This is a genomic window from Brevibacillus sp. YAE8 (assembly GCF_057543335.1).
Map to the genome: position 1 here is coordinate 532,783 of NZ_BAAIYG010000001.1, position 22,884 is coordinate 555,666.

The following is a 22,884-nucleotide window of genomic DNA, read 5'->3' on the forward strand; positions in this document are numbered from 1 at the left end:
TTTTGGTTTCTAAAAGAAAAAACCAGGACTTCTTCAAGAGTCCTGGCTGGTGGGCAGAGCGTTTTGCGATTTATTGCTGGTTGTTTTCCGAAGACATGAGCGATACAGGGCGTTGCGGAGTGAAAGTGGAGATCGCATGCTTGTATACTAATTGTTGCTTGCCTTCGCTATCAATCACAATCGTGAAATTATCGAACGCTTTAATATACCCGCGCAATTGAAATCCGTTCACAAGGTAAATGGTAACCGCGATGTTTTCTTTCCGCAAATGATTCAAGAACGTATCTTGAATGTTGATCGTCTGTTTCATGTACACTACCCCCTAAAAGGACTTGTATGTTATATATTCGGCAATTGTTGAAACTTTCCTGCCAATATCTGCTTGATAGTTTCCACGGACTTCGCTTGACCAGCCGGATCGGTCATGTCAAACCACTGCACTTCCGGGATGCGGCGGAACCAGGACAACTGCCGTTTGGCAAAATGCCGCGTCCGCTGCTGGATGTCGTTGATCGCCTTTTCCAGCGTAATTTCGCCGTACAGGTAAGGGATCAACTCCTTGTACCCCAGCCCTTGCATCGACACCATGGAAGCGTCGTAGCCTTTGTCCAAAAGCCCGCGCACTTCCTCGACCAGCCCCGCTTCGATCATCAGTTCGACGCGGCGATTGATCCGTTCGTACAGCACGGCACGCTCCATCGTGAGTCCGATCATGACGAGATCGTACGGAGAGTGCTGCGCCCGCAGTTGAAAGTCCGACATTTTGTAGCCCGTGCTTTCGTATATTTCCAAGGCGCGAATTACCCGTTTTACATCGTTCGGGTGCAAGCGCTGTGCTGTAATCGGGTCAACGTCAGCGAGCCTTGCGTGCAGCGCTTCCACGCCTTCCGCATCTGCCAGACGCTGCAGCCGTTCGCGCAGCTCCGGATCTTGGGCGGCTTGCGAAAATTGAAACCGATGGGTAACCGATTCTATGTAGAGACCCGTACCGCCTACGATAAAAGGAAGGCGTTCCCGTTGGTTGATCTCCGTAATCAGCCGGGTGGCGCTTTCCTGGAACAAGGCGACAGAATATTCTTCGTCCGGATTTTTGATATCAATGAGATGATGCGGCACCAGCGCCAGCTCGGCAGGCTCTGCCTTGGCCGTCCCGATGTCCATGCCGCGGTAGACTTGCATGGAATCCCCGGAAATGATCTCGCCGTTGAACTGCTGGGCCAAATCCAGACTCAGTTGGGTCTTGCCGACTGCTGTCGGGCCGATGATGACGACTAGCTTTTCTTTCTGCTGCAAGGTCACTCCCCTCCACCTGTCTCTTTGTAGCTGTACACGACCTGTTGGCCGCGGGAGCGAAATGGAACGAAGCCAAAACGCTCGTAGATTTTGCCTGTTTTTCCTTCCTTCATAACCACGCGTCTTCTCGCTACGCGGAGCGCTTCTGAAATGGCCTGCTCCGTCAGTGGTTGCGGGTTGGCAAACTCGCGCACTCCTGCGATTCCTTGCGAGCTGTGAACCGTCATTTCAAACATGGGATCGAAGTAAACGACGTCGAAAGAGCGGCTCGGCAATCCCTGCAAGACTTCCAGATGGTTTTCGCACCGCACTTCAATACGACGCATGGCTCTCTCCAGTTGTTCCGAGTCAGACGCCCAGTGCTTGAGTCCATCTTCGACCATGATAGCAAGCACTCGTTCAGATTCGATGCCGACCACTTTCCCCTCTGCTCCTGTCGCATGGGAAAACACAATCGCATCCGCCCCTAGTCCGAGCGTGGCATCCAACACTTCATCCCCTGGTTGAATTTGGCAAGCAACAAGCATAGTATCAGTATCGCCGCGCATCAGCCGCTTTATACGAAAAGCCGCAGTGTTCGGGTGAAAAAAGAACGGCTTTTTCCCCGGCACCTCCAGGCGCGCTCCTTGCGCAGAGACGACCAATACTTCGTCGTCGCCATGCCGTTTTCGTAGCTGGCTGAGGGAAAAGTCACCGCGTCTCACTACAGGTACGCCAAACGCATCGGCCAATGCCAGCGCATGGCGCAAGGTGTCCTCAGCAGGCTCAAGTCCCGTCGTTACGATCACGTATCCGCTTTCCTTTCCGTGTGTCTGCGTCCTGTTGGACGGAAACTCTTTTATTGTAAGCAGGATTAATTTGGCGGTCAAATAGAATCTGTGCCAAACTTATGTCCGATCACCTGCTATCATATCACGTTTTCTTCCGCCAGTTACGGGCTTGTGAATTTTTTTACAAGGAGAAAACAAAGCGGTCTGCCGACAAGCCATAACAAAACCTTTATCGCGGCCATCTCAAGGATGAGCGAACGCGTTTTAGCGGAAGGTTATTCTTGCTGAATCGGGTTGTTTGTTCTTGCCGTTTATGCTTTCCGATTCAGTCAGAAAGACCCCCTAGAGCATCTAAGGGGGGTGTTTGCTTCGCGTCTGTGCGCTTGCCTACATGACGCGCTTGAACATTTTCTCCAGATCGTAGCCGCTGAAGTGAATGACGATCGGTCTGCCGTGCGGGCATGTAAAAGGACTGCTCGTCTCGCGCAGTTGGTTCAGCAGGCTTTCCATCTCTGCGTGCGTCAAATAGCGGTTGGCTTTGATCGAAGCTTTGCACGACATCATGATCGCGGCTTTTTCCCGCATCTGGACGACACTAGCCTGTCCGTGCTCGCCTGCTTCCAGCACAAACTGGATCAGCTCCTCGATAACTTCCAGCTCGGCTCCTTCCGGGAACCAGTGCGGGTGCGCGCGCACGATAAACGTTCGCCCGCCGAAAGCTTCGACCTCCAGGCCAAACGACTGCAACAGCGGCAACCGTTTTTCCAGCCGCGCTGCCTCTGCTGCCGTCACCTCGACGGTATGCGGGAACAGCATCATTTGGCTCGCGACGCCTTCCTCGGTCAGCTTGGCCATGAAGTATTCATAAAAAATCCGCTCCTGCGCCGCGTGCTGATCGACCAAATACATCCCCGTATCGTTTTGCGCCACAATGTACGTTCCGTGCACCTGTCCGACCGGGTACATGACGGGAACAGCCGACGTAGTAGTTTCTTCGTTGGCTGGTGCTGCTGGAGTTGCCGCCTGGCCTTGCTGTTCGCTTGGCTCGTCAAGCCGGGTGACGTCAGCTTGGGCCCATGCTGCGCCCGTCTGCGGTTCCGCTGTCCCTGCCTGTGCGTTTATCGGCTGCGCGACTGGCTCCGTTTCCTCGGCTCGGTTGAGCGGCTGGAAGCGCTGAGACTGGAGCTGCGGCTGTTGCTGAACCGCTTCGGGCTGTGCGTGGGTTTCGGCTGCAGCTAGAGTCTGGGCATTCGTCCCAGTCCCAGCTTGAGCCTGGGCTTGGTCTAGGGCTTGGGCATAGTCTTGCTCGCGATATTGACCATGTTCGTTCCCTTCGCCGACACCCGCAGACGCGCTCCCCGTCGCTGCCGCAGCTTGTGTCCCCGTATGCCCTGCTGCCTCCCCGCCCCCAACACCAGTTTGCAAAGCTTGCTCTGGACGCGGATAGGGCGAAGCGGCCTCGTGTACCGTTTTCTTTTCCGTCTCCTGGAAAGACAGGCCGGCAGGAGAGAGAGGGTTTGCAGGACTTGCCGCGTTTGCCATGCCCGCTGGCTGCCCCGCCTGCGCCTTGTTGCTCTCCTGCTTCGCCATCCATTCCTGCAACCTCGGACTAGCCTCCAACAGCGAGCTTTTCTCAATGGCTGGCTTCGTAAATGTCAGGTCAAACTGCGGCTGCACGACTTGCGTGGAGATTTTCGCTTTTGGCTGGGTCGCCATCGGCCGTACGATCCCCAAGCCTTGGCGCAACGTCGTTTTCACCGACTGCTCGATCGCGCTGCACAGTTCGTCTTCCTTGCTGAAGCGCGCCTCCAGCTTGGCGGGATGCACGTTGACGTCCACCAGCGTCGGGTCCATTTCAATTTGCAGCGCGACGATCGGAAAGCGTCCAATCGGCAGCAGCGTGTGGTAGCCGCGCATGATCGCGTTATTGAGCGAGTAGCTGCGAACGTAGCGGCCGTTCACCAGCGTCGATAAATAGGAACGGTTCGCCCGCGTCACCTCTGTCTTGGACAAAAAGCCGTCCCAGCGAAAATCGAGCGTCTCTCCCGAAATCGGCAGGAGCAGTTTGGCTACCTGCACGCCGTAGATGGCCGCCATGACGTGCAGCAGCTTGCCGTCGCCCGTCGTTTGCAAAAGCGTCTTGCCGTTGTGGGTCAACGTAAAAGAAATGCCGGGATGCGTCAGCGCCAGTCGGTTGACGTAGTCGGAAATGTGGCCGACCTCTGTGGCGATCGACTTCATGTACTTCAACCGGGCAGGTGTATTGAAAAACAGGCTGCGGACGCAAATCTCCGTCCCCTGCACCGCCGCCGCATCCGCCACCTCTCTGACCTCGCCGCCTTCCACCAGCAGCCGGGTGCCGATCTCGCGGCTCGAACGGTTGCTGGTCAGCTCCATCCGCGAGACAGCCGCGATACTCGGCAGTGCCTCGCCGCGAAAGCCGAGCGTGCGAATCCGGAACAAGTCCCGCGGGGTGCTGATTTTGCTCGTCGCATGCCGTTCCAAAGCGAGCAGGCAATCGTCCCGATCCATCCCGTGTCCGTTGTCGACGATGCGGATCAGCTCCAGGCCGCCTTCCTCCACATGAATCTCAATCGAGGTGGCGCTAGCGTCAATCGCGTTTTCCACCAGCTCCTTCACGACAGAAGCCGGACGCTCCACCACTTCGCCTGCCGCAATCATATTGGCGAGCTGCTCATCGAGCACTCGAATGTTTCCCATGAGCTCCTCCCCTCTGCCTATCGTCCTATCGTTTTTTCAGTTGCTGCTTCCATGCATACAGCTTCATCATTGCATCCATCGGGGTCGTCGCGTTCAAATCCAGCTCGCGCAAATCGCGCAAAATCTCCTCTTCCTCCGGCGACAACAGCGATACGGGCTCCTCGCGCACGGTGGCAACCGGGGCCGACCATAGCGTTTCCAGCGACATTTGCATGTCGGCTGTCGCTTGGCTGCCCGCCTCCAAGCCCGCCAAAATGCTGCGGGCGCGCTCAATGACCCAGACAGGCATTTCCGCCAATTCCGCCACGTGGATGCCGTAGCTTTTATCTGCCCGGCCTTCCTCAATCTTGTGCAGGAACAAGAGCTTGCCGTCCCGCTCCTCGCAGCGGGCGTTCACATTGACGACGCCCTTCATCGTGTCAGCCAGCCCCGTCAGCTCGTGATAGTGCGTGGAAAACAGCGTCTTGGCTTTGATTCGCTGGCAAATGTACTCGATGACCGCCTGCGCCAGTGCCATCCCGTCGTACGTGGACGTCCCGCGCCCGATCTCGTCGAGCAAGATCAAACTTTTGGCAGTCGCCTTTTGCAGCGCGTGCCTTGTTTCCAGCATTTCCACCATGAACGTACTGTGTCCGCCAACGAGGTCGTCGGCAGCGCCAATTCGCGTAAAAATCTGGTCCACAATCGACAGCTTCGCTTCTTTTGCAGGCACGAAGCAGCCGATTTGCGCCATGACGGTAATCAGTGCGATCTGGCGCATGTAGGTGCTTTTCCCCGCCATGTTCGGTCCAGTGATGAGCAGAACCTGGCGACTGTCCTGGTTCATCCGCACGTCATTGGCTACGTACTTCTCCCGCTCCAGCACGGCTTCCACGACAGGGTGGCGTCCGTCGACGATGACGTATTCGCCGTCGTCTGCGAGCTGTGGACGCACGAAGCCGCGCTCGTCACTGACCGTAGCAAACGCCTGGAGCACGTCTACAGAAGCGATTCGCTCGGCAAGGCTTTGCAATCGCGGAATATGTCCGGCGATCTCGCTGCGCACAGCCGTGAACAACTGGTACTCGAGCTCGATCATCTTTTCTTCCGCTTCGAGGATGAGCGCCTCGCGTTCCTTCAGTTCAGGCGTGATGTAGCGCTCGGCATTGGCGAGCGTCTGCTTGCGCTCGTAGCGTCCCGCAGGCACGTTGGCGATGTTCGATTTCGACACTTCGATATAGTAGCCAAACACTTTGTTGAAACCGACTTTCAGCGAACGGATGCCTGTCGCTTCCCGCTCGCTCTGCTCGAGCTGGGCAATCCACGTCTTCCCGTCGCGGCTTGCGGAATGCAGCTTGTCCAAATACTCATCGTAGCCGGTGCGAATCATCCCGCCTTCGCGCACGGAGATCGGCGGATCGTCGACGAGCGCCGCCTGCAAAAAGCTGACCAGGTCCGCGCATTCATCCATGCCCTGGGCCAACTCCTGCAACACCGGGGCATTCGTCTGGCTCAAGTGCCGTTTCAGCTCCGGCACTGCTTCCAGCGACAAACGCAACTGGATCAGGTCGCGGGCATTGGCGTTTCCGTACGAGATGCGGCCAGCCAGCCGCTCCAGGTCGTACACGTTGTCCAGGCAAGTCCGCAGATCGGAGCGCAGCAGCAAATCGCTCTTGAGCGCTTCGACGGCATCCAGGCGGGCATCCAGCTCTGCACGTCCGAGCAGCGGCCGCTCGATCCATCTGCGCAACAGCCGTCCGCCCATGGCGGTTTGCGTCCGATCCAACAGCCACAGCAAGGAGCCTTTTTTCGTCTTGTCGCGGATCGTCTCCGTCAGTTCCAGGTTTCGTCTGGAAAAGCCGTCCATTTGCAAATATTGCTTGCTGTCGTAACGTTTCAACAGCCGCATATGCGCGAGACTGCGCTTTTGCGTCGTCCCGATGTAGTAGAGCAGCGCATTGACGGCTGCGCGCATAGCGACGTCCAGCTCTTTTCCCGCTTCCGGGTACTGGCTGTCCACCGCAAACGCATCCAGTTGCTGGCTTTCCACGACCGTTGACGGCAAAGACGTTTTCGGCAAGGAATCAAAGCCGAAGAACACCAGTTCTTTCGGACGGTATTGCAATGCCTCATCGAGCGCGGCCTCCGTCTGTCCGAGCAGGGAGGTGACGTACATTTCCCCTGTACTCATGTCGCAGGCTGCGATCCCTATGCGGCCGTCGAGGGCTGCCAAGGCCGCCATGTAGTTGTTTTCCTTGTCCGTGAGCCATTTGCCCTCCATCATCGTGCCGGGCGTAATGACGCGGGTCACTTCGCGGCGAACGACCCCTTTTGCTTCTTTCGGGTCCTCCACCTGCTCGCACACCGCTACTTTGTGTCCTTTTTTCAACAGCTCGGCGATGTAGCCATCTGCCGAATGGTGCGGGACGCCGCACATCGGGATGCGTTCATCCCCGCCACCGTCGCGCCCTGTGAGCGTAATCTCCAGCTCGCGGGACGCGAGGATAGCATCGTCAAAAAACAGTTCGTAAAAGTCGCCTAAGCGGAAAAATAAGAAAGTATCCGGGTACTCTTTTTTGATAGCCAGATACTGCTGAATCATCGGGGTATATTGCGCCATTTTTTTCTTCTCCTAGCCTTCCAATCTCGACGCTATTATACCATGATCGCGCCACGATGTTGATGTTCGATTCCAGTTGAAAAATTCAATGCAAGTTCCACGCGCTCTTCAGATCCAAGTCAGAGAGCCACACGTCCCCGCGCAACAGGCAGGAAAAATACGCTTCCAGATGAACCCGCGAAAGCGAATAGCCCGGCAGTTCCCGCAACTCGTTGCGCACCTGTCTGACGTACGGTTCCAGCGTTTCCTTGTCCCCGCGGTAGTACGCTTTGACCAGCGGCAACTGCAAATGCGGTGTCGCTTTCAGTTGGGCGTGGCTCGTGATGACCAGTCTGGCTAAATGCAATATTCCCCGCGCCACGACCGGATGCACGAGCCAACTGGGTAATGTCCGATACTCGAAACCGTACGCCTTTTCCCGCACGTCGCCCAAAAAGCCGTAGCGTTGCCGTCGCAACACGCAGCCGACGTCCTCGATCAGCACGAGCGGCAACGCGAGATAGGCGTCCAGCTTCCGCCTCAAGGAAAAAGTAGGCGACACTCCGCTAAAGTGAATGTGCCCGCCAATCGGATAGCCAGGAAACGGCATCCCGCCCGCCAGCCACTCGATCTCTTTGTTGGCGATTTTTTTCATGGCGAAAATCAATGCTTCATAAATATGAAGAAACAGCTCATCGGGGTCTTCCGACGGGGCAGGGCGAAGCTCGGCTACCGGATGCTGATGCAGCGCCAGGTCTTCCCGGTAGCGTGTCGTATCGCAGCCGACCGTCCCGTTAATTTTCAAAAAATCAGAGGCGAGCGCCATTTCCCCCGTTGCCCTGCGCAGCGAAAACTCCGGGTCGGCGCCCAGTTTGTTCAGCTCCTGCGGCTGCTTGCGCATGCGCTCCTGCCACCAGTCGCGCGCGCACTGCATGTAGCGATCCGCCTTCTCTGCCGGCCAATCCGGCGCCACGGAAACCACCTTCGCCCGGTGAGCAGATGCCGCTATGATCGTGACTTGCCCCGCTTCCGCTCCGACAGCATACAAGCTGCGGACAGCCAGCGCTTTGACCATCTGCACCTCCGGATCGGTGGACGGAAACGGAATCGGCTCGTAGTCAGGCTCCTCCAGACGATGCAACAGCCATTGCGGATGCTCCATGCTCCGCACCACGTCCAGCACCAGGTCCTGATAGAGACAAAGCTTGTAGGTTCGCCATCCGGGAGGCGCTGTTCGTCCCGTAGCCACAGGCAGCCCGCTCAGCTTCAGCAACCAGCGTCCGACCTCGGGGCGGTGCAAAAAAGCGACCGCTTCTTTGGCGTTGGCTGTCATTGGCTGCGATGCGGCGCTCTCCTGCAACCCTTCTCGTATCATGCTCTCCACACTCCCATGCTGTATTCTTCGATATCTTATGTTTGCGCCCAGGGAAGAGTGAGAGCGTAGACGCTTGCCGGTTTTTCGCCGCGAAAAAAAGAAAAAAGAGGAGATGAGTCTCTCCTCTTTAGTCAAGCTCGTCGAGCATGGTGGCTGAATCAAAGTCGTCAAATTCGTCGCTGTTTTCTTCATAGTCACCAATCATGTGGAAGTCTTTGTCATCGCAGTTGTTGCAGACGACTACGCAGACTTTGGTTTCTCCGATGATTTCTACGGCAAATTCGCTTTCAACCCTGACTGTGATGGTGCCTCCAGCACTCAACTCGGCTTTTACGCACTTCGGCTGTTCCACGGCGCGAGCGACAATTTCCAGATCGCCTCTGCAGTTTTTGTCGAAGAACGTAAGCGGAACGAGTACGGAGAACTTGACAGTTTCCCGCTTGACTTCGGTTTGCGTGTTATTTGCAAACGAGAACCACAGGTTGACGTCATACGTACCAGATACTTCAACCGCGTCTCCGACTTTCTCTGCCTGGAAGTTCGTGTTTATAATCCAGCATCCGAGGATCGTCGAAGGAGTTTGCGACGGTATGATGGTGTGGGTGGTAGTAGAGAATTTATGGCCTTTACCGCAGACAGCTTTCGCGATGAGTTCCCGGCACTGTAGATCTTTGTCTGTACCCGACATTTCGTTACCTCCTCCATACAACGTTTCTGTACATTTGTATGCAGGGCATTCGGCTAGGGTGCAAACACCCACCTGAAATTGGGTATCTTGTTTGGAAAACTCCATCGCGTCAGCGTCTTTCGCGTCTGCCGCCTGCCTTACGAGCAGCAGCCGCCGCTATGTTTCTTTTCCGGCCCGCCGCCGGTTTCGCCTGTCAGCGGATTTCCGCCTGTATCCAAAATAATACGCTCGGATACGGTGTTCGTGATGACATTCGTCACCATTTGCAAAAGATCGTTCACATCCACCTGGGATTGCTTGAACTCCGTTACGATCGGAATCGAGTCCAGCTCCTCGTGCAGCTTGTTGTACTCTTCTTCGACTTTTTTCACCAGTTCCGGCTTATTGATGGATTCAAACATGACCATCTGCTTTTGCTTTTGCTTCAATTTATCAATCAAGTCTTGGACGCGCTCATTGTGCTTGATTTGCAGTTCCGCGCGTTTGAAAAAATCGACTTCATTGGTGCGCGAAATCATCGCAGCCAGCTCGCGCGCTTTGTCCAGAATCTCTTTTTGTGTGTACAAGTTTGTTTGTTCCATATTCTACACCTCGACTTTGGTAACGAGTTCGCCGTGAAGCGTCCACGTTTTGGCATCTGTAATTTTGACGTGGACATACTCGCCGATCAACGACTTATCTGCGGTAAAGTGAACGAGCTTGTTCGTCCGCGTGCGTCCTGCGAGTACATCCGGGTTGTTTTTCGATTCGCCCTCGACCAGCACTTCCAGCACCTGATCTTGCAGCTTTTTGTTTTGCTCCAGACCGATGCGGGCCAGCACTTCATTCAAGCGGTAGAGGCGCGCTTTTTTCACTTCCATCGGCACGTTGTCTTCCATGACGGCGGCCGGCGTCCCTTCCCGTGGGGAATAAATGAAAGTATACGCCGAGTCGTACCGGACCTCTTCGACCAGGGAAATCGTCTCTTCAAACTGCTCGTCGGTTTCGCCCGGGAAGCCTACAATAATATCTGTAGAAAGAGAGACATTCGGAATCGCGGCCTTGATCTTGCGCACCAGCTCCAGATAGTGCTCCCGCGTGTATTTGCGGGCCATGCGCTTCAAAATTTCCGTGGAGCCGGACTGAACGGGCAAATGGATTTGCTCCACCAGGTTGCCGCCTTTTGCCAGCACCTCAATCAGATGATCGTCGAAGTCGCGCGGATGGCTCGTCGTAAAGCGAATGCGCGGAATGTCGATTTTGCGGATCTCGTCCAACAGATCGCCAAAGCCGTACTCGATGTCGTCAAAGTCTTTTCCGTACGCGTTGACGTTTTGACCGAGCAGCATGATTTCCTTGAAGCCTTGGCGGGCGAGATCGCGCACCTCGGCGATGACGTCTTCCGGACGGCGGCTCCGCTCTTTGCCGCGCGTATAGGGCACGATGCAATACGTACAGAACTTGTCGCAGCCGTACATGATGTTGACCCATGCCTTGGTGTTGCCTTCGCGCAGCTTCGGCATGTTCTCGACGATGTCGCCTTCCTTGGACCAGACCTCGATCACCATTTCCTTGCTGAACATCGCATCGCGCATCAACTGCGGCAGGCGGTGAATGTTGTGCGTACCAAAAATCAGGTCCACCTGCTGGTAGCTTTTCAAAATTTTGTTGACGACCTTCTCCTCCTGCGACATACAGCCGCAGACGCCAAGAATCAGGTTCGGGTTGTTGTTTTTCAGCCGCTTCATGTGGCCGAGTTCGCCAAACACTTTGTCCTCCGCATTTTCACGGATCGCACAAGTGTTGAACAAAATGACATCGGCCGCTTCTACCTCGTCTGTCGAGGTGTAGCCCATCTGCTGCAAAATGCCGGCGATCGTCTCGGAGTCGTGCTCATTCATCTGGCAGCCGTACGTGCGGACGTGATAACGCTTACCTTTTCCGATCTCGCGCATGTCTTCCGGAATCGCGAAATCGTAGTGCACCTGCACTTCTTCTTTTCCCCGCTTTTTCGCATCCTTCAAGGATGGCGGCTGAAAGTATTTCGCATAGTCCGCCGTTGTTTTCGGAGACTTGGCGGATTTTAAGTCCGGAGTCGCCACTTTCGATTCCGTCATCATGTATCACCTCAGCTAGTAATTTCGTTTAATGAGTCACCAATAAACAATTATAGCATTTTGGAGGATACAAAAGCTAATGCATAATGAGGCAAAAAATGTACGAAACGGCCATGACTGCACGATTTTCTCGCGGCTGCCAGACCGGGACGGATCGGCTTTCGCCATGCCCTGCACGAAAAGCTGACCGCCGTGCCGAAGCCGGGATAGCGGGATAGCGAAACGGCTGCCTGTCGGACCGCGAAAAATCGTCGCGGCTGTCAGCATGCCCTCGTCCCTTTTGCCTGCGCTCTCCCCGCCTTTTTCCCCATTTACGCGCGACTGGCTCCCTAACGTTTTTGCAGACAACCTCCGTCTTTTTTCCTATTTTGCCCTTTTCGCCTTGTCCTGTGCAACATTCCAAACCCAGACGTCGTCGTAAGAAGCAGCTACCAAAACCACGAGCCATATTGAGGAGGTCAGCATGAAACGAGCATTCGCCTTATTTTTATCGGTGTTGATGTTCCTGACTGCCATCCCTTTTGTCAGTGCCGCTTCGACTCCGTCGTTCTCAGACGTTCCGCGTAGCCATTGGGCCTACAAGGAAATTACAGAAATGGCTGAAAAAGGGATCATCAAAGGATACGACAACCGCACATTCCGTCCGAACAACCAGGTGACCCGCGCAGAGTTTGCCAAAATCATGATTGCGGCAGCCGATGTGGACATCCAGAAAAGCTCTGTCACCCAGACGTTCAAAGATGTTCCGCGCTCCCACTGGGCATTTTATTACGTCGAATACGCCAAGCCGTACCTGACTGGCTACAAATCCGGCTCGACCTACACGTACAAACCGGATCAGCCTGCAGTCCGCGAAGATATTGCGGTCGCACTCGTTCGCCTGCTTGGCTACGACAAAAAACACAAAGCCGATCTCGATCAGCTCAAAAAGTTCCGCGACCAAGGCGAAATTTCGCCAGCTCTGCGTCCGTACATCGCCATCGCGCTGCAAACGGACCTGATGAAAGGCTACAACAACTATTTCCGTCCGCAGGACCCGATCACCCGTGCGGAAGCTGCTTCCTTGCTGTACCGCGCCATTCTGGAGCGCAAAGATGACGAGACAAAAGTCGTCTTCCCGAATCCGGAACCGCCAAAGCCTGAGCCAATCAGCATCAGCGACGCTTTTTCCGCCGCTGACCTGAAAAACTGGGATACGAAAAAGGCTACAGGTAGCTGGGGCGTCCTTAACAAGCAAGTAACGGCTGTCTCCATTGACGATGATGTCGATCATTACTTCCTGCCGCTCATCTGGAACGAGTCGGCCAAACCGGAAAATTACGAGTTGAGCGTCGATGTCAACGTCTCCGGTACAGACGGCCTCGCAGGTCTGTACTTCAACGGCAAAGACGGCAAAGCCAATGTCGTCTTCGTGCAAAAAGACCGCGTCGTTCTCGGCAAAGTTACCGATGTTGAAAAAGACGACATCGAAATCATCGCATCCGGCTCCTACAAGCTGAAAGCGAGCAACAAACTGAAGGTAGCTGTCAAAGGCAACACCGTTTCGATCTACGTCAACGATCAATATTTGTTCGGCCAGCAACAGGTCAAGCAGGAAGGAACGAAGCTCGGCCTGTACATCCAGGAGGACGCAACCAAAGAAGCGCCTCGCAAAATGACCTATCTGGACAATTTCAGCCTGAAAGAAGTCAAATAATGTTCCTACACCCGGCGCGCACGAGCTTGCATGTCGGGTGTTTTTTTCTCCGCACTCGCCTGCAAGCTTTTCCCATCCAGAAAAAAGGCAGGCAAAAACCTAGAAATGTACGCAGTTCAGTTGTATAATGGTAGCTACTCTTGTCCTGTGAAGGAGCCTTTTTTATGTCATTTTCTGTCAATCAGCCTTTCCACTGGATGGATTCGGGCGTCTATCGGGGCCAACCGCTCGAACCTTTGGCTCGCGACGAAGCATTGGCAGCCGGTATGCAGGCCGAATCGGCCGTGCCGGTCATCCACCTGTGGGTGTACGATCAGGCCCTGTATTTGGGCCGCAGAGACGCGAGGCTGCCCCATTTGGAAGAGGCTTTGCGCCAGTTTGGCCAGGATGGCTTCGGATGTGTGCTGCGTTCGTCCGGCGGCGCCTGTGTCCCGCTGGATGCCGGTGTTCTCAATGTCGCCTGGCTTTTGCCAGACACGACGATTTCGATTGATTCGTTTTTTTCCTTTGTGGCCGAAATGCTGCGGGTCGGACTTCGCGATTATGGCGTGCTGGAGTTTGGAGAAGTTGTCGGCTCCTACTGTGCCGGAGAGTACGATTTTTCGCTGCACGGCAAAAAAATCGGCGGCATGGCGCAGCGTCGTACCCGCTACGGGTCCATTTTGCAGATTTGCATTAATATAGAGGAAAGGCCGCGCGGGGAGTGGATGGAGCGCTTTTACGCGATCGCCGGGCTTGACGAGATGGAAGCCCACAAGCCGATCCCGACCATCGTTGGCTCGACAGTCGGAAGCATTGCTGGGCTGACGGGACAGCCTACGACGGTCGACGACGTAAAGGCGCGGCTGTTCGCTGCGATTCGCTCCCAGTGGCCCGCACTCCCCGTTCCTTTTTCTGTACAGGATGAGTTGCTGGCGGAGTCAGAGCACCATCTGGCTAACCGTTTGCAGCTTTTCTCCTTTACCGCAAAAGAACTGGCTACACCGCAATGGCGTTTGCCCAAGTAAATGGTTCCATCTGTTTGACAGGTGGTGCAGCCGGTGAGACTTTGGGAGGATTTATGAATAGCGATCGAAAGGGGACGTTTCAGGATCTGAATGCCCTTTTTGTTTTTGGAGCACTGACCGTACTTGCGATTCACATTCTCGGTTTTTTCATTGAAAATCAACAGGACTACCCGTGGAACGGCGAAGTGGAGGCCGTCCTGCTCATCTTGCTGCGCTTTGGGCGCTCCCTGTTTATTTTTGCCACGGGGCTGCTGCTGTTTTACTGGTACCAAAAGCGGGAGTTGGACTGGGCTGCCTTCTGGAAAAAGCGCTGGCGCACCATCGTTTTGCCCTACGTCATCTGGACCGCGATCTTTACCGGATTCAAGCTGCAAACCGTCGATCCTGTCGTTTTGGCGGCGCCGTTTTTCGAAAGCCTGTTTACGGGCAGCGCGTTTTACCATCTGTACTACATTCCGCTCTACCTGCAGTTGAATTTGTTGTTTTGCCTGTTCAAACCGTGGTTTGAGCGATTGTTAAGCTTTCGCGTCCTGGTGGTGCTGTTCGTCGGACAGATCAGCCTGTACGTCCTGTACAAGTACTTGTTTATCAACCCGCTTTGGGAAATCGACTGGACGGCGTCTCCTGTTTTTGCCTTCGTCGAACACACCTATGTAGCCGGGCAAAACTACGTGCACATGTACATCTTTACGTTTGCTCTCGGGGCGTATGCCGGCTTGAACCTGGAAAAATGGCGCGCGTGGACCTGGCGTTTGCAAGTGCCAGCCTGTATCGTGACGCTGGCGACCGCTGCCTGGATTGCCTACGAGTACTTGAACGGCACCGTCTCGTATTACGACAGCCTGAACATTTTCAAACCGCTCTACTTGCTCTACACGGCGAGCTTCCTGGTGAGCTTCTACTCGCTTTCCCGCTACCTCGGGAAGCTGCCCAAGCTCGGCCAATGGCTATCGCGCATGGCCCGGCAAAACATGGCGATCTACATCGTCCACCCGCTGATCCTGTTTTTGCTGGAGAGCTACGTCATTTTCCGGCTGGATTGGTCCACGCCGCTCATCATGCTCGCCATGTTCGTGATTACGCCGCCGCTCTGTATTTTCTTGTACGAACACACGCTGTTCTCGTACTGGACGGGAGGCAAAGGCAAACCGAAGTCCAAGCCGGTCTACAAAACGGAGGTTTACAAGGCGTAGCGCCTGCTTTCCTCCAAACTCCTAATGTAAAAAAGAAGCCGTTCTTGCATACTAGAACTAGGGACAATTGTTCCACACCTCGATTCTTTGCCCGGCAAACTGCCGGGCTTTTTTCGTTCACATCTACCGCTGGCCTCTTTCTTACGGTATCATAGAAGAGGATCACTGGCGGCGTGTAGCTGCCGTAGACGACAGAAAAGGTGGTCGATCTGATGAATCAGGATATCCCATTGTTACATACTCCGATCAAAGAGCTCATAATCGCGTCCACAAAAGTTGCTCATGTGCAATTAGGAAATTCGCTTGAGCACGCCCTGCTCGTTCTCATCAAATCCGGTTACTCGGCCGTCCCGGTGCTGGACCACCAATACCGTTTGCACGGGTTGATTAGCACGAACATGATTATCAACAAATCGCTAGGACTTGAACGCTTTGAACTGGAAAAAATCTCCGAGTACGTCGTCGACGATGTCATGGACACAAAAGTGCCGCGCCTGCACGATACGGATGAATTTTTGAAGGCGTTGGAAGTGTCCATTAACCACCCGTTTGTCTGTATTGCAGATGCCGACCATTACTTCCAAGGAATTTTGACGCGCAAATCCATTTTGGCCTTGGCTTATCGCCATTTTCGCAACCTGCCCTATCCATTGGCCGAGAACCAACAGCCCCAACAAGAAAAAGCGTAATACCGCATGCAAAAAAAGACGGAGGCCCGCGCCACCGTCCTTTTCTTTTCGACTCTCCGCTCTCAAGCTTACTCGTTGCGATGATCGTGCTTCAGGTCGCTTTCCTGCCATCCCCGCTGTTTTCCTTCGTCAGTGAGCACATAGCCGTGCTGTATCACTTCGATCTCTATTCGTCAATCCACAGCTCCTGCTTCAGAATGCAAAAAGCAGACGTCGCTTTGGCAACCGTCTGCTTTTCAGTCGTTATCCGTGCAGCCGCAAAAATTGGGCCGCGTGTTTTTTGCGCAGCTTTTGCTCCTCCAGCAAGGTCAAGGCGTATTCCAACGGATGGCGATACGTCTGTTTGAACATCGCCTTTTCCCCTGCCTTGAAAAAAGAATACCGCTGGTCCCGCACATTGACCTCGATTAAGTACGGGTTGCCTTTCTCGTCGATGCCCATGTCCATCCCGAGATCCGCCAGCGAGGAAAAATGGCGGCCGTACTGCTTTGCAATGGCGACAGCCGCTTCGCTGATGCGCTGGATCGTCTCCGCTTGCTGCTCAGGCGTGAACAACGTTGCCACCGCTTCTGTGAAAGGCACTGCCCTGCCGCCGCGCGAAAGGTTGCTCAGTTTGTTTTTGCTGTTGGCGACTTTGGCGACCATTCCGCTGACCGTCCAGTCCCGCTCCCGATTTTTTTGCACGGACACGCGAATGTCAAACGTTTTTCCGCCGTAGCGGGCCAGCGGGATGCCTCGTTGGATGAGAAAGCGTTTGTTGCCGACCCATCGCCGGACGGCGGCCAGCAGCGCCGGACGCGACATCACTTTGCGCTTTTTCGAGGCGATAAAGTGGTAGTCGCTCCCGTGGCGTTCGATTCTTGCCACACCGATGCCCACAGAACCGATCGACGGCTTGACATAGACCACCTGGTATTTATCGAGAAACTGGCGAAGCTGTTCACCTGAATAGGGAACGGTGTGGGGCAAGTATTTGCGAATGTGCTCGTTCTTCCACAGCATCTGGTGCACCTTTCGCTTGTCGCGCACGACCAAACCGTTGAAGACTGTCTTCTTTTTGCTGAGCCGGGAAATGACAGCGCGGGCTTTTTGGTCCCCGGTCAGGACGCGGTTGTGGATGACCCGCGGGATCGGGACCAGTCGGGAAACGAGCCTGCTGCCATTCCAAAAATAGCCTTGCACCCGTTCCTCGCCTGCAAGGACATGCCTTGGATGAAAAAAGACAGGCTCCAGCCCCAGCTCTTTGCCGATTTCCACATAATACGGCAGGCGCTCGTACGACTTGTCTCCTTTGATCCCTTTCTGCATAATGGCCCAATCTAACATAATGCCGATTCTGTCCACAAAGATCCCCCTTGCTCCATTCCTCAACATAGGGTATGTGCCAAAAACGGCAAGGGCGTGCCTATTTTGCAGCCGCCAAGCCTATTGTGCCTGCTGACAAAATTTTGCATAGGCTTACGCAGCCTGTCGGAATATGCGCTTGCCCGGGAAAGGGGGACATGCGCTACTGGGCCCGGCGCTCGATCGCCAAAAGAAACGGCGCCTGGTTTTGCTGGTTGATGTACTGGTATTTCAACACGAGAAACTCCAACTGGCTAAGCTCGTGGCAAAAAGCCTCCACGGCCTCCTTTTCTACTTCGCCTGCGGCATGGCCCCAGTAGATCATTACCGTCATGATCCCTCCTGGCCGCAGTACGCGCAGGCCGGACTCGATGGCGCGGATTGTGCTGCTGGCCTGGGTCGTAATCTCTTTGTCGCCTCCGGGCAAATAGCCCAGGTTGAACATGATCGCGGCGGCTTGCACGTTCAGGCTCTCAATTTCCTCGTGGCTCGCCAGCTTCAGCTCTACGCGGTCTGCCAAGCCTTCTCGCTCCAGCCGATCTTTCGTTTTGGCGATCGCCTGCGGCTGAATGTCGAAGGCGATGACCTTTCCCGTCTCCTGAACGAGCTGGGCGAGAAACAGCGTGTCATTGCCGTTGCCCATCGTGGCGTCGATCACCGTCTCGCCTTGTTGTACGCGCTCACGAATCAGTTTTCGTGCTACTTCCAATACATTTGGAAACATAGCGTTCTCTCCTCTCTTTCTATCCATGCTGCTACAGCTCGATTTGCAAACCGATGCGGGCCGCATACACCGGACCTGCCACAAACGCCTCCGCCTGACCTAGTACCTCGCTCTCTTCGTACCCGTGGAACAGATGGGTGACCAGAAGCGACCGGCAATCGTGCGCCTGCGCCAGCTCTGCTGCCTGGCGGACGGACAAATGCCCGTTCGGCTTCGCTGGGCGATTATGGTCCAAATAAGTCCCTTCACATATAAACAAGTCTGCCCGATCGGCAAAGCCTCGCCAGTTTGTCCCTGGCCCACTGTCGGCGCCGTAGACAATCGTTTTCCCGTTTGCCACAAGGCGCATGGCGTAGCAAGGGTCCCCGTCACCGTGATCCGTGCGCAGGAAGGAAACGTGCACATCCCCGATGGCGAGCTGGCTTTGCTCCTCGACCGGGAAAAAGCGGGTCGCATTCCGGTAGGTCAACGTTTTCGTCTGCTGCTTTTGCAACGCTGGCGCGTAGATGGGAAGCGGCTGGTCAGCAGGCCGTTGCCCGAACAACTGATGCACCATCAGTCCATACTGGAGCACCCCCACATCTGCCACATGGTCGTGATGATAATGAGACAAAAGCAGGGCATCCAGCTCGTAAATAGGCAAATAGACACCGAGCTGGGAAAGCACGCCGCTGCCGCAATCTACGAGCAGCTTCACTTCGTTCGTCTCGATCAAGTACCCCGGTGTCGCTCCTCCAGGGCCTGGATATGGAGATTGATAGCCAAGCACGGTTACGCGCATATTCGGTTCACTCCCGCTCATAGGATGGAATAAGGTGGGACAGGAGGTCTGAGATGCAAGGAACATGGAGAGCCTCATGGCAAATCGCTTTTACGTATATCGGAACAGTCGTAGGAGCCGGCTTTGCATCAGGCAGAGAAATCGTCGAGTTCTTTGTGCAATACGGGACACATGGCTTGATTGGCATTGTGATTGCGACAAGTTTATTCATGTGGGCTGGTATTCGGGTAATGCTCATCTCCTACCGGATCCAGGCCAATTCCTATCAAGAGGTCAGCACGTATTTGTTCGGGCACCCTTTTGGCACCGTTTTTAATACGCTGCTGCTAACCGTTATGCTAGGAACGACGTCCGTGATGCTAGCGGCTACCGGCGCTATTTTCTGGGAGTCTTTTCATTTGTCCCCGCAAATCGGCATTTGGCTGAGCATGTTTCTCATTTTTTTCGTCACGCGCAAAGGGCTGTTTGCCATTCATCAAGTGAACAGCATTTTTGTGCCCCTGCTCATTGCCTTTACCCTGCTCGTGTTTCTGTACTCGAAACCATGGCTGGATACAGGCGTCACGATAGAAGCGTTGCGGCCGTGGGCCTGGCTCAGCTCCCCTCTTTACTATGTTGCCTTAAATGTGACGCTGACACAAGCGGTTCTTGTGCCGATCGGCCGGCACAGCACAAGCGAAAAGCCGCTGATCGTCGGGGGAATCATCGGCGGGCTGGGAATCGGGCTGCTCTTGCTGCTGGCTTTTTCTTCGTTGACGGTAAAAATGCCGGGTATTCAGGAGGCGGAAATGCCGATGATCGCCCTGCTGCAAGGGCTGGGAAGGGGAATCCCGTTTTTGTTCTCCTTGCTGGTGTACGCGGAAATTTTCTCGACGCTCGTAGCCAATGTGTTCGGCTTGGCGCAGCAAATTCGCCAGGTGACGCGACTGCGCGGAGCCACGATCATTCTCGGCATCCTCGTCATCTGCTACCTGGTCAGCTTTATCGGCTTCAGCTCGCTGCTGCGCTTTTTGTACCCGCTGTTTGGCCAGCTCGTCGTGTTGTTCCTGGTGATGCTCGTCTACAGACAGTGGCGTGACCGCGCCTGGTAGTACAAAAAAACCTCTCCGCAGATGGAGAGGTTTTTTCATCGAAACCTTATGCAAATTCTGCAACCAGTTTGTCGAAGTCTTCTTGGGACAGACGGATGTCTTGGTTCGCCAAGCCTTCTTCTTTGAAGCCTTTTACGAGCGCCTCGTAAGGTTTTTGCTCGGTATTTTGATAGATCAGACCGGTAATCAAACCTTTGTACTGCATCGAAGTAGACATCGCTTTGATGCGGTCATGAGGATCGTAGCCTTCAATCGTGTCTACTGGCACGATGTTCTCTTTGAACCAGTCGTAAGTGTTTACTTTGTTGTAGGTTACACAAGGGCTGAACACGTTAATCAGGGAGAAGCCTTCGTGTTTGATTCCTTTTTCGATCAGCTCAGTCAAGCCTTTCAGGTCGCTGGAGAACGATTGGGCAACGAAGGTTGCACCAACAGACAGCGCCAGTTCCACTGGAGTGATGGAGGACTCGATGGAGCCTTGCGGCGTAGACTTGGTCACGAAACCAGTCGCGGAACGCGGAGAGGTTTGACCTTTTGTCAGACCGTAAATTTGGTTATCCATCACGATGTAGGTGATGTTCATGTTGCGACGGATTGCGTGAACGGTGTGACCCATACCGATCGCAAATCCATCCCCGTCGCCGCCAGCCGCGATAACAGTCAGCTCGCGGTTTGCCATTTTCACACCTTGTGCGATTGGCAGGGCACGTCCGTGAATACCGTGGAAACCATAGCAGTTGATGTAGCCGGAAATACGTCCGGAACACCCGATACCAGAAATAACCGCCAGATTTTCAGGTTCCAGACCTACGTTCGCTGCGGCGCGTTGAATCGCCGCCTGGATGGAGAAGTCTCCACAGCCTGGGCACCAGTTAGGCTTTACGTTATTTCGAAACTCTTTCATAGTCGCCATGTTTTACCAGCTCCTTCACTTCAGCATAGATTTCCTTCGGCAGGAATGGGTTACCGTCATATTTCAGCACAGATTGGATTTTTTCAGCGCTTCCCACGTGTTGTTTGATGAGGTTTGTAACTTGTGCTTGGATGTTATGCTCAACAACAATCACTTTTTTCGCTTTGTCCACAAGTGCTTTGATTTGTTCGGTCGGGAATGGATGCAGCAAACGGATTTGTGCATGGTTGACCTTGATTCCCTCTTTTTCCAGACGGCCTTTTGCTTCTTGAATCGTACCGATGGTGGAGTTGATCCCCACTACCAGAACATCCGCGTCAGCATGAGGAGCATCGACTGTTACAGGGTTTTTGAACGTTTTCAAAACGCCATCCAGCTTACGCATACGTTTATCCATTTGTTGGATACGGTTAGCAGCATTCTCGGAAGGACGACCGGTTTGATCGTGCTCTACCCCTGTTACGTGGTGCAAACCGTATTTTTGACCAGGAATGACGCGTGGAGAAACGCCGTCTTCGGTTACTTCATAACGTTTGAACAGGTCGTTTTGCTCTTTTTCTGGCAATTCTTGTCCAGCGAGCAGCTTCCCGCGGCGGATTTCTACTTTGCTGTAGTCAAATGGAGTAACGGTTTGTTTGCCCAAAGACAGAGTCAGGTCCGTCATGAGAATAACTGGCAGTTGGTATTCTTCCGCAATGTTAAACGCTTCAACAGCATCGTAGAAGCACTCTTCTACTGTGCTTGGCGTGATTACGACTTTTGGAATGTCACCGTGTGTACCGTAGATCATCGCATTCACGTCGGATTGCTCGATTTTGGTCGGCATACCTGTGGATGGGCCACCACGCTGGGTGTTTACGATCACAACTGGTGTTTCTGTAATACCAGCCAGACCGATTGCTTCCATCATCAGGGACAGACCAGGACCTGCAGAAGCAGTCAAGGAACGAGCACCTGCGAAGTTAGCGCCGATTGCCATTGTAATAGCGGCGATTTCGTCTTCTGTTTGGATAACGGTTCCGCCGAGTTTTGGCAGTTTTTTAATCAAGTATTCCATTACTTCGGAAGCCGGTGTGATCGGGTATGCCGGCATGAAGCGGCAACCTGCTGCTACAGCACCCAGAGCGATCGCATCGTTACCGATCAGGAACAGTTGTTTTTGCGGGTCAGCCTTTTCCATTTGGAACTCAGGCAGTTGGCCGCCAGTCAGTTCATTTACAAAATCAAATCCGCGACGAATCGCTTCCATGTTCTTTTCTACTACTTTTTCGCCTTTGCGGAGGAACATATCTTCAACGATTGCTCGGTAACTTTCCACTGGAATGCCGAGGATTGCACTGGACGCACCAATCGACACCATGTTTTTCATCAGGGAAGTTCCCAGTTCATCAGCGATCTCAGTTAGTGGTACAGTGAAGAAGCGAACTGGCTTCAACCCGTCCGGCAACTTTGGATTGAATTTAGCATCAGCAATGATGATGCCACCTTCGCGAAGCTCATGCGCGTTAAAATCGATTGTCTCCTGGTCAAACGCTACGAGAATGTCCAGATCGTCGGAGATCGCACGCATTGGCGTTGTACTCACGCGAATTTTGTTGTTCGTGTGTCCACCCTTGATACGGGAAGAGAAGTGGCGGTAGCTGTACAGATGGTAACCCATCCGGTTCATCGCCATCGAGAAAATCTCACCAGTACTCTCGATGCCCTCCCCTTGCTGTCCTCCAACTTTCCAGGAAAGTTGACTAATCATTCAGATTCCACCCTTTCAGTGACTGTGAGCAAGCTGCCCATCTTACCTGAAAAAAGATTGATAAGATGTGACAATTCTGTGCATAGACAGTAACAATTGTAGTCCTGTCCCTGTCAAATTGCAAGTGCTTTTACTCAACTTACTTTTGACCTGAATTTTAATGTTGAACTTGGTA

At 54.1% G+C, this 22,884-nt stretch carries 19 protein-coding genes; 5 read left to right on the forward strand and 14 right to left on the reverse strand.

All coding sequences use genetic code 11. The annotated features are described in order from the left end of the window. Positions 1-70: 70 nt before the first annotated feature. The 9 genes from hfq to miaB all read right to left on the reverse strand — a co-directional run bounded on the left by hfq (position 71) and on the right by miaB (position 11,521). Positions 71-310 carry an RNA chaperone Hfq gene (hfq, locus tag AC27IT_RS02030; protein ID WP_005835647.1) on the reverse strand — a complete coding sequence of 80 codons (240 nt, stop codon included), beginning with the start codon at positions 308-310 and terminating at the stop codon, positions 71-73. A gap of 29 nt (positions 311-339) precedes the next feature. Beyond that, positions 340-1,299, reverse strand: coding sequence for a tRNA (adenosine(37)-N6)-dimethylallyltransferase MiaA (gene miaA / locus AC27IT_RS02035; protein ID WP_007786918.1), 960 nt, complete (start codon positions 1,297-1,299; stop codon positions 340-342). Further along, positions 1,296-2,081, reverse strand: a complete 786-nt coding sequence (locus AC27IT_RS02040; protein WP_025846033.1) for a class I SAM-dependent methyltransferase — start codon at positions 2,079-2,081, stop codon at positions 1,296-1,298. Before AC27IT_RS02040 ends, miaA begins: the two co-directional genes overlap by 4 nt. A 369-nt stretch (positions 2,082-2,450) precedes the next feature. Further along, a complete protein-coding gene (gene mutL, locus AC27IT_RS02045) occupies positions 2,451-4,784 on the reverse strand; it encodes a DNA mismatch repair endonuclease MutL (protein ID WP_487091555.1) in 2,334 nt (777 codons plus the stop codon). 25 nt (positions 4,785-4,809) lie between these two features. Beyond that, positions 4,810-7,383: a DNA mismatch repair protein MutS gene (mutS, locus tag AC27IT_RS02050; protein WP_487091556.1), complete on the reverse strand. Its 2,574-nt coding sequence runs from the start codon at positions 7,381-7,383 to the stop codon at positions 4,810-4,812. An 85-nt stretch (positions 7,384-7,468) separates the two neighbouring features. Continuing rightward, positions 7,469-8,737 (reverse strand): putative amidoligase domain-containing protein, encoded by a 1,269-nt coding sequence (locus tag AC27IT_RS02055; protein WP_327944743.1) that lies wholly within the window; start codon positions 8,735-8,737, stop codon positions 7,469-7,471. 127 nt (positions 8,738-8,864) lie between these two features. After that, positions 8,865-9,425: an outer spore coat protein CotE gene (gene cotE, locus AC27IT_RS02060; RefSeq protein ID WP_005835636.1), complete on the reverse strand. Its 561-nt coding sequence runs from the start codon at positions 9,423-9,425 to the stop codon at positions 8,865-8,867. A 137-nt stretch (positions 9,426-9,562) separates the two neighbouring features. Continuing rightward, complete coding sequence (locus AC27IT_RS02065) at positions 9,563-10,006, reverse strand: YlbF/YmcA family competence regulator (RefSeq protein WP_005835634.1); 444 nt, start codon at positions 10,004-10,006, stop codon at positions 9,563-9,565. A gap of 3 nt (positions 10,007-10,009) precedes the next feature. Next, on the reverse strand, positions 10,010-11,521 hold the full coding sequence (gene miaB / locus AC27IT_RS02070; protein ID WP_197186876.1) for a tRNA (N6-isopentenyl adenosine(37)-C2)-methylthiotransferase MiaB: 1,512 nt from the start codon (positions 11,519-11,521) through the stop codon (positions 10,010-10,012). 463 nt (positions 11,522-11,984) lie between these two features. Between miaB and AC27IT_RS02075 the strand changes: the two genes are divergently transcribed. The 4 genes from AC27IT_RS02075 to cbpB all read left to right on the forward strand — a co-directional run bounded on the left by AC27IT_RS02075 (position 11,985) and on the right by cbpB (position 16,106). Further along, entirely contained in the window at positions 11,985-13,217 is a 1,233-nt protein-coding gene (locus tag AC27IT_RS02075) for an S-layer homology domain-containing protein (RefSeq protein ID WP_005835629.1), read from the forward strand. A gap of 164 nt (positions 13,218-13,381) precedes the next feature. Next, entirely contained in the window at positions 13,382-14,224 is an 843-nt protein-coding gene (locus AC27IT_RS02080) for a lipoate--protein ligase family protein (RefSeq protein WP_005835627.1), read from the forward strand. 53 nt (positions 14,225-14,277) lie between these two features. Beyond that, a complete protein-coding gene (locus AC27IT_RS02085) occupies positions 14,278-15,417 on the forward strand; it encodes an acyltransferase (protein ID WP_007786904.1) in 1,140 nt (379 codons plus the stop codon). Between the two features lie 212 nt (positions 15,418-15,629). Continuing rightward, complete coding sequence (cbpB, locus tag AC27IT_RS02090; protein ID WP_005835623.1) at positions 15,630-16,106, forward strand: cyclic-di-AMP-binding protein CbpB; 477 nt, start codon at positions 15,630-15,632, stop codon at positions 16,104-16,106. Positions 16,107-16,349: 243 nt separating this feature from the next. Here the strand turns inward: cbpB and AC27IT_RS02095 are convergent, their stop codons facing one another. The 3 genes from AC27IT_RS02095 to AC27IT_RS02105 all read right to left on the reverse strand — a co-directional run bounded on the left by AC27IT_RS02095 (position 16,350) and on the right by AC27IT_RS02105 (position 18,955). After that, positions 16,350-17,450 (reverse strand): YheC/YheD family endospore coat-associated protein, encoded by a 1,101-nt coding sequence (locus tag AC27IT_RS02095; protein WP_005835622.1) that lies wholly within the window; start codon positions 17,448-17,450, stop codon positions 16,350-16,352. Positions 17,451-17,613: 163 nt separating this feature from the next. Continuing rightward, positions 17,614-18,174: a tRNA 5-(aminomethyl)-2-thiouridylate-methyltransferase MnmM gene (gene mnmM, locus AC27IT_RS02100; RefSeq protein WP_005835620.1), complete on the reverse strand. Its 561-nt coding sequence runs from the start codon at positions 18,172-18,174 to the stop codon at positions 17,614-17,616. Between the two features lie 31 nt (positions 18,175-18,205). Beyond that, positions 18,206-18,955, reverse strand: coding sequence for an MBL fold metallo-hydrolase (locus tag AC27IT_RS02105; RefSeq protein ID WP_005835618.1), 750 nt, complete (start codon positions 18,953-18,955; stop codon positions 18,206-18,208). 53 nt (positions 18,956-19,008) lie between these two features. Between AC27IT_RS02105 and AC27IT_RS02110 the strand changes: the two genes are divergently transcribed. Then, entirely contained in the window at positions 19,009-20,046 is a 1,038-nt protein-coding gene (locus AC27IT_RS02110) for a YkvI family membrane protein (RefSeq protein WP_283857876.1), read from the forward strand. Positions 20,047-20,092: 46 nt separating this feature from the next. On the opposite strand, the gene AC27IT_RS02115 is transcribed toward AC27IT_RS02110, so the two are convergent. Beyond that, positions 20,093-20,959 carry a 2-oxoacid:ferredoxin oxidoreductase subunit beta gene (locus tag AC27IT_RS02115; RefSeq protein WP_005835614.1) on the reverse strand — a complete coding sequence of 289 codons (867 nt, stop codon included), beginning with the start codon at positions 20,957-20,959 and terminating at the stop codon, positions 20,093-20,095. Next, the gene (locus AC27IT_RS02120) at positions 20,931-22,709 is read right to left on the reverse strand and encodes a 2-oxoacid:acceptor oxidoreductase subunit alpha (RefSeq protein WP_005835612.1); all 1,779 of its coding nucleotides are present in this window, start codon (positions 22,707-22,709) and stop codon (positions 20,931-20,933) included. The genes AC27IT_RS02115 and AC27IT_RS02120 overlap by 29 nt, the downstream gene beginning before the upstream one ends. Positions 22,710-22,884 lie beyond the last annotated feature (175 nt).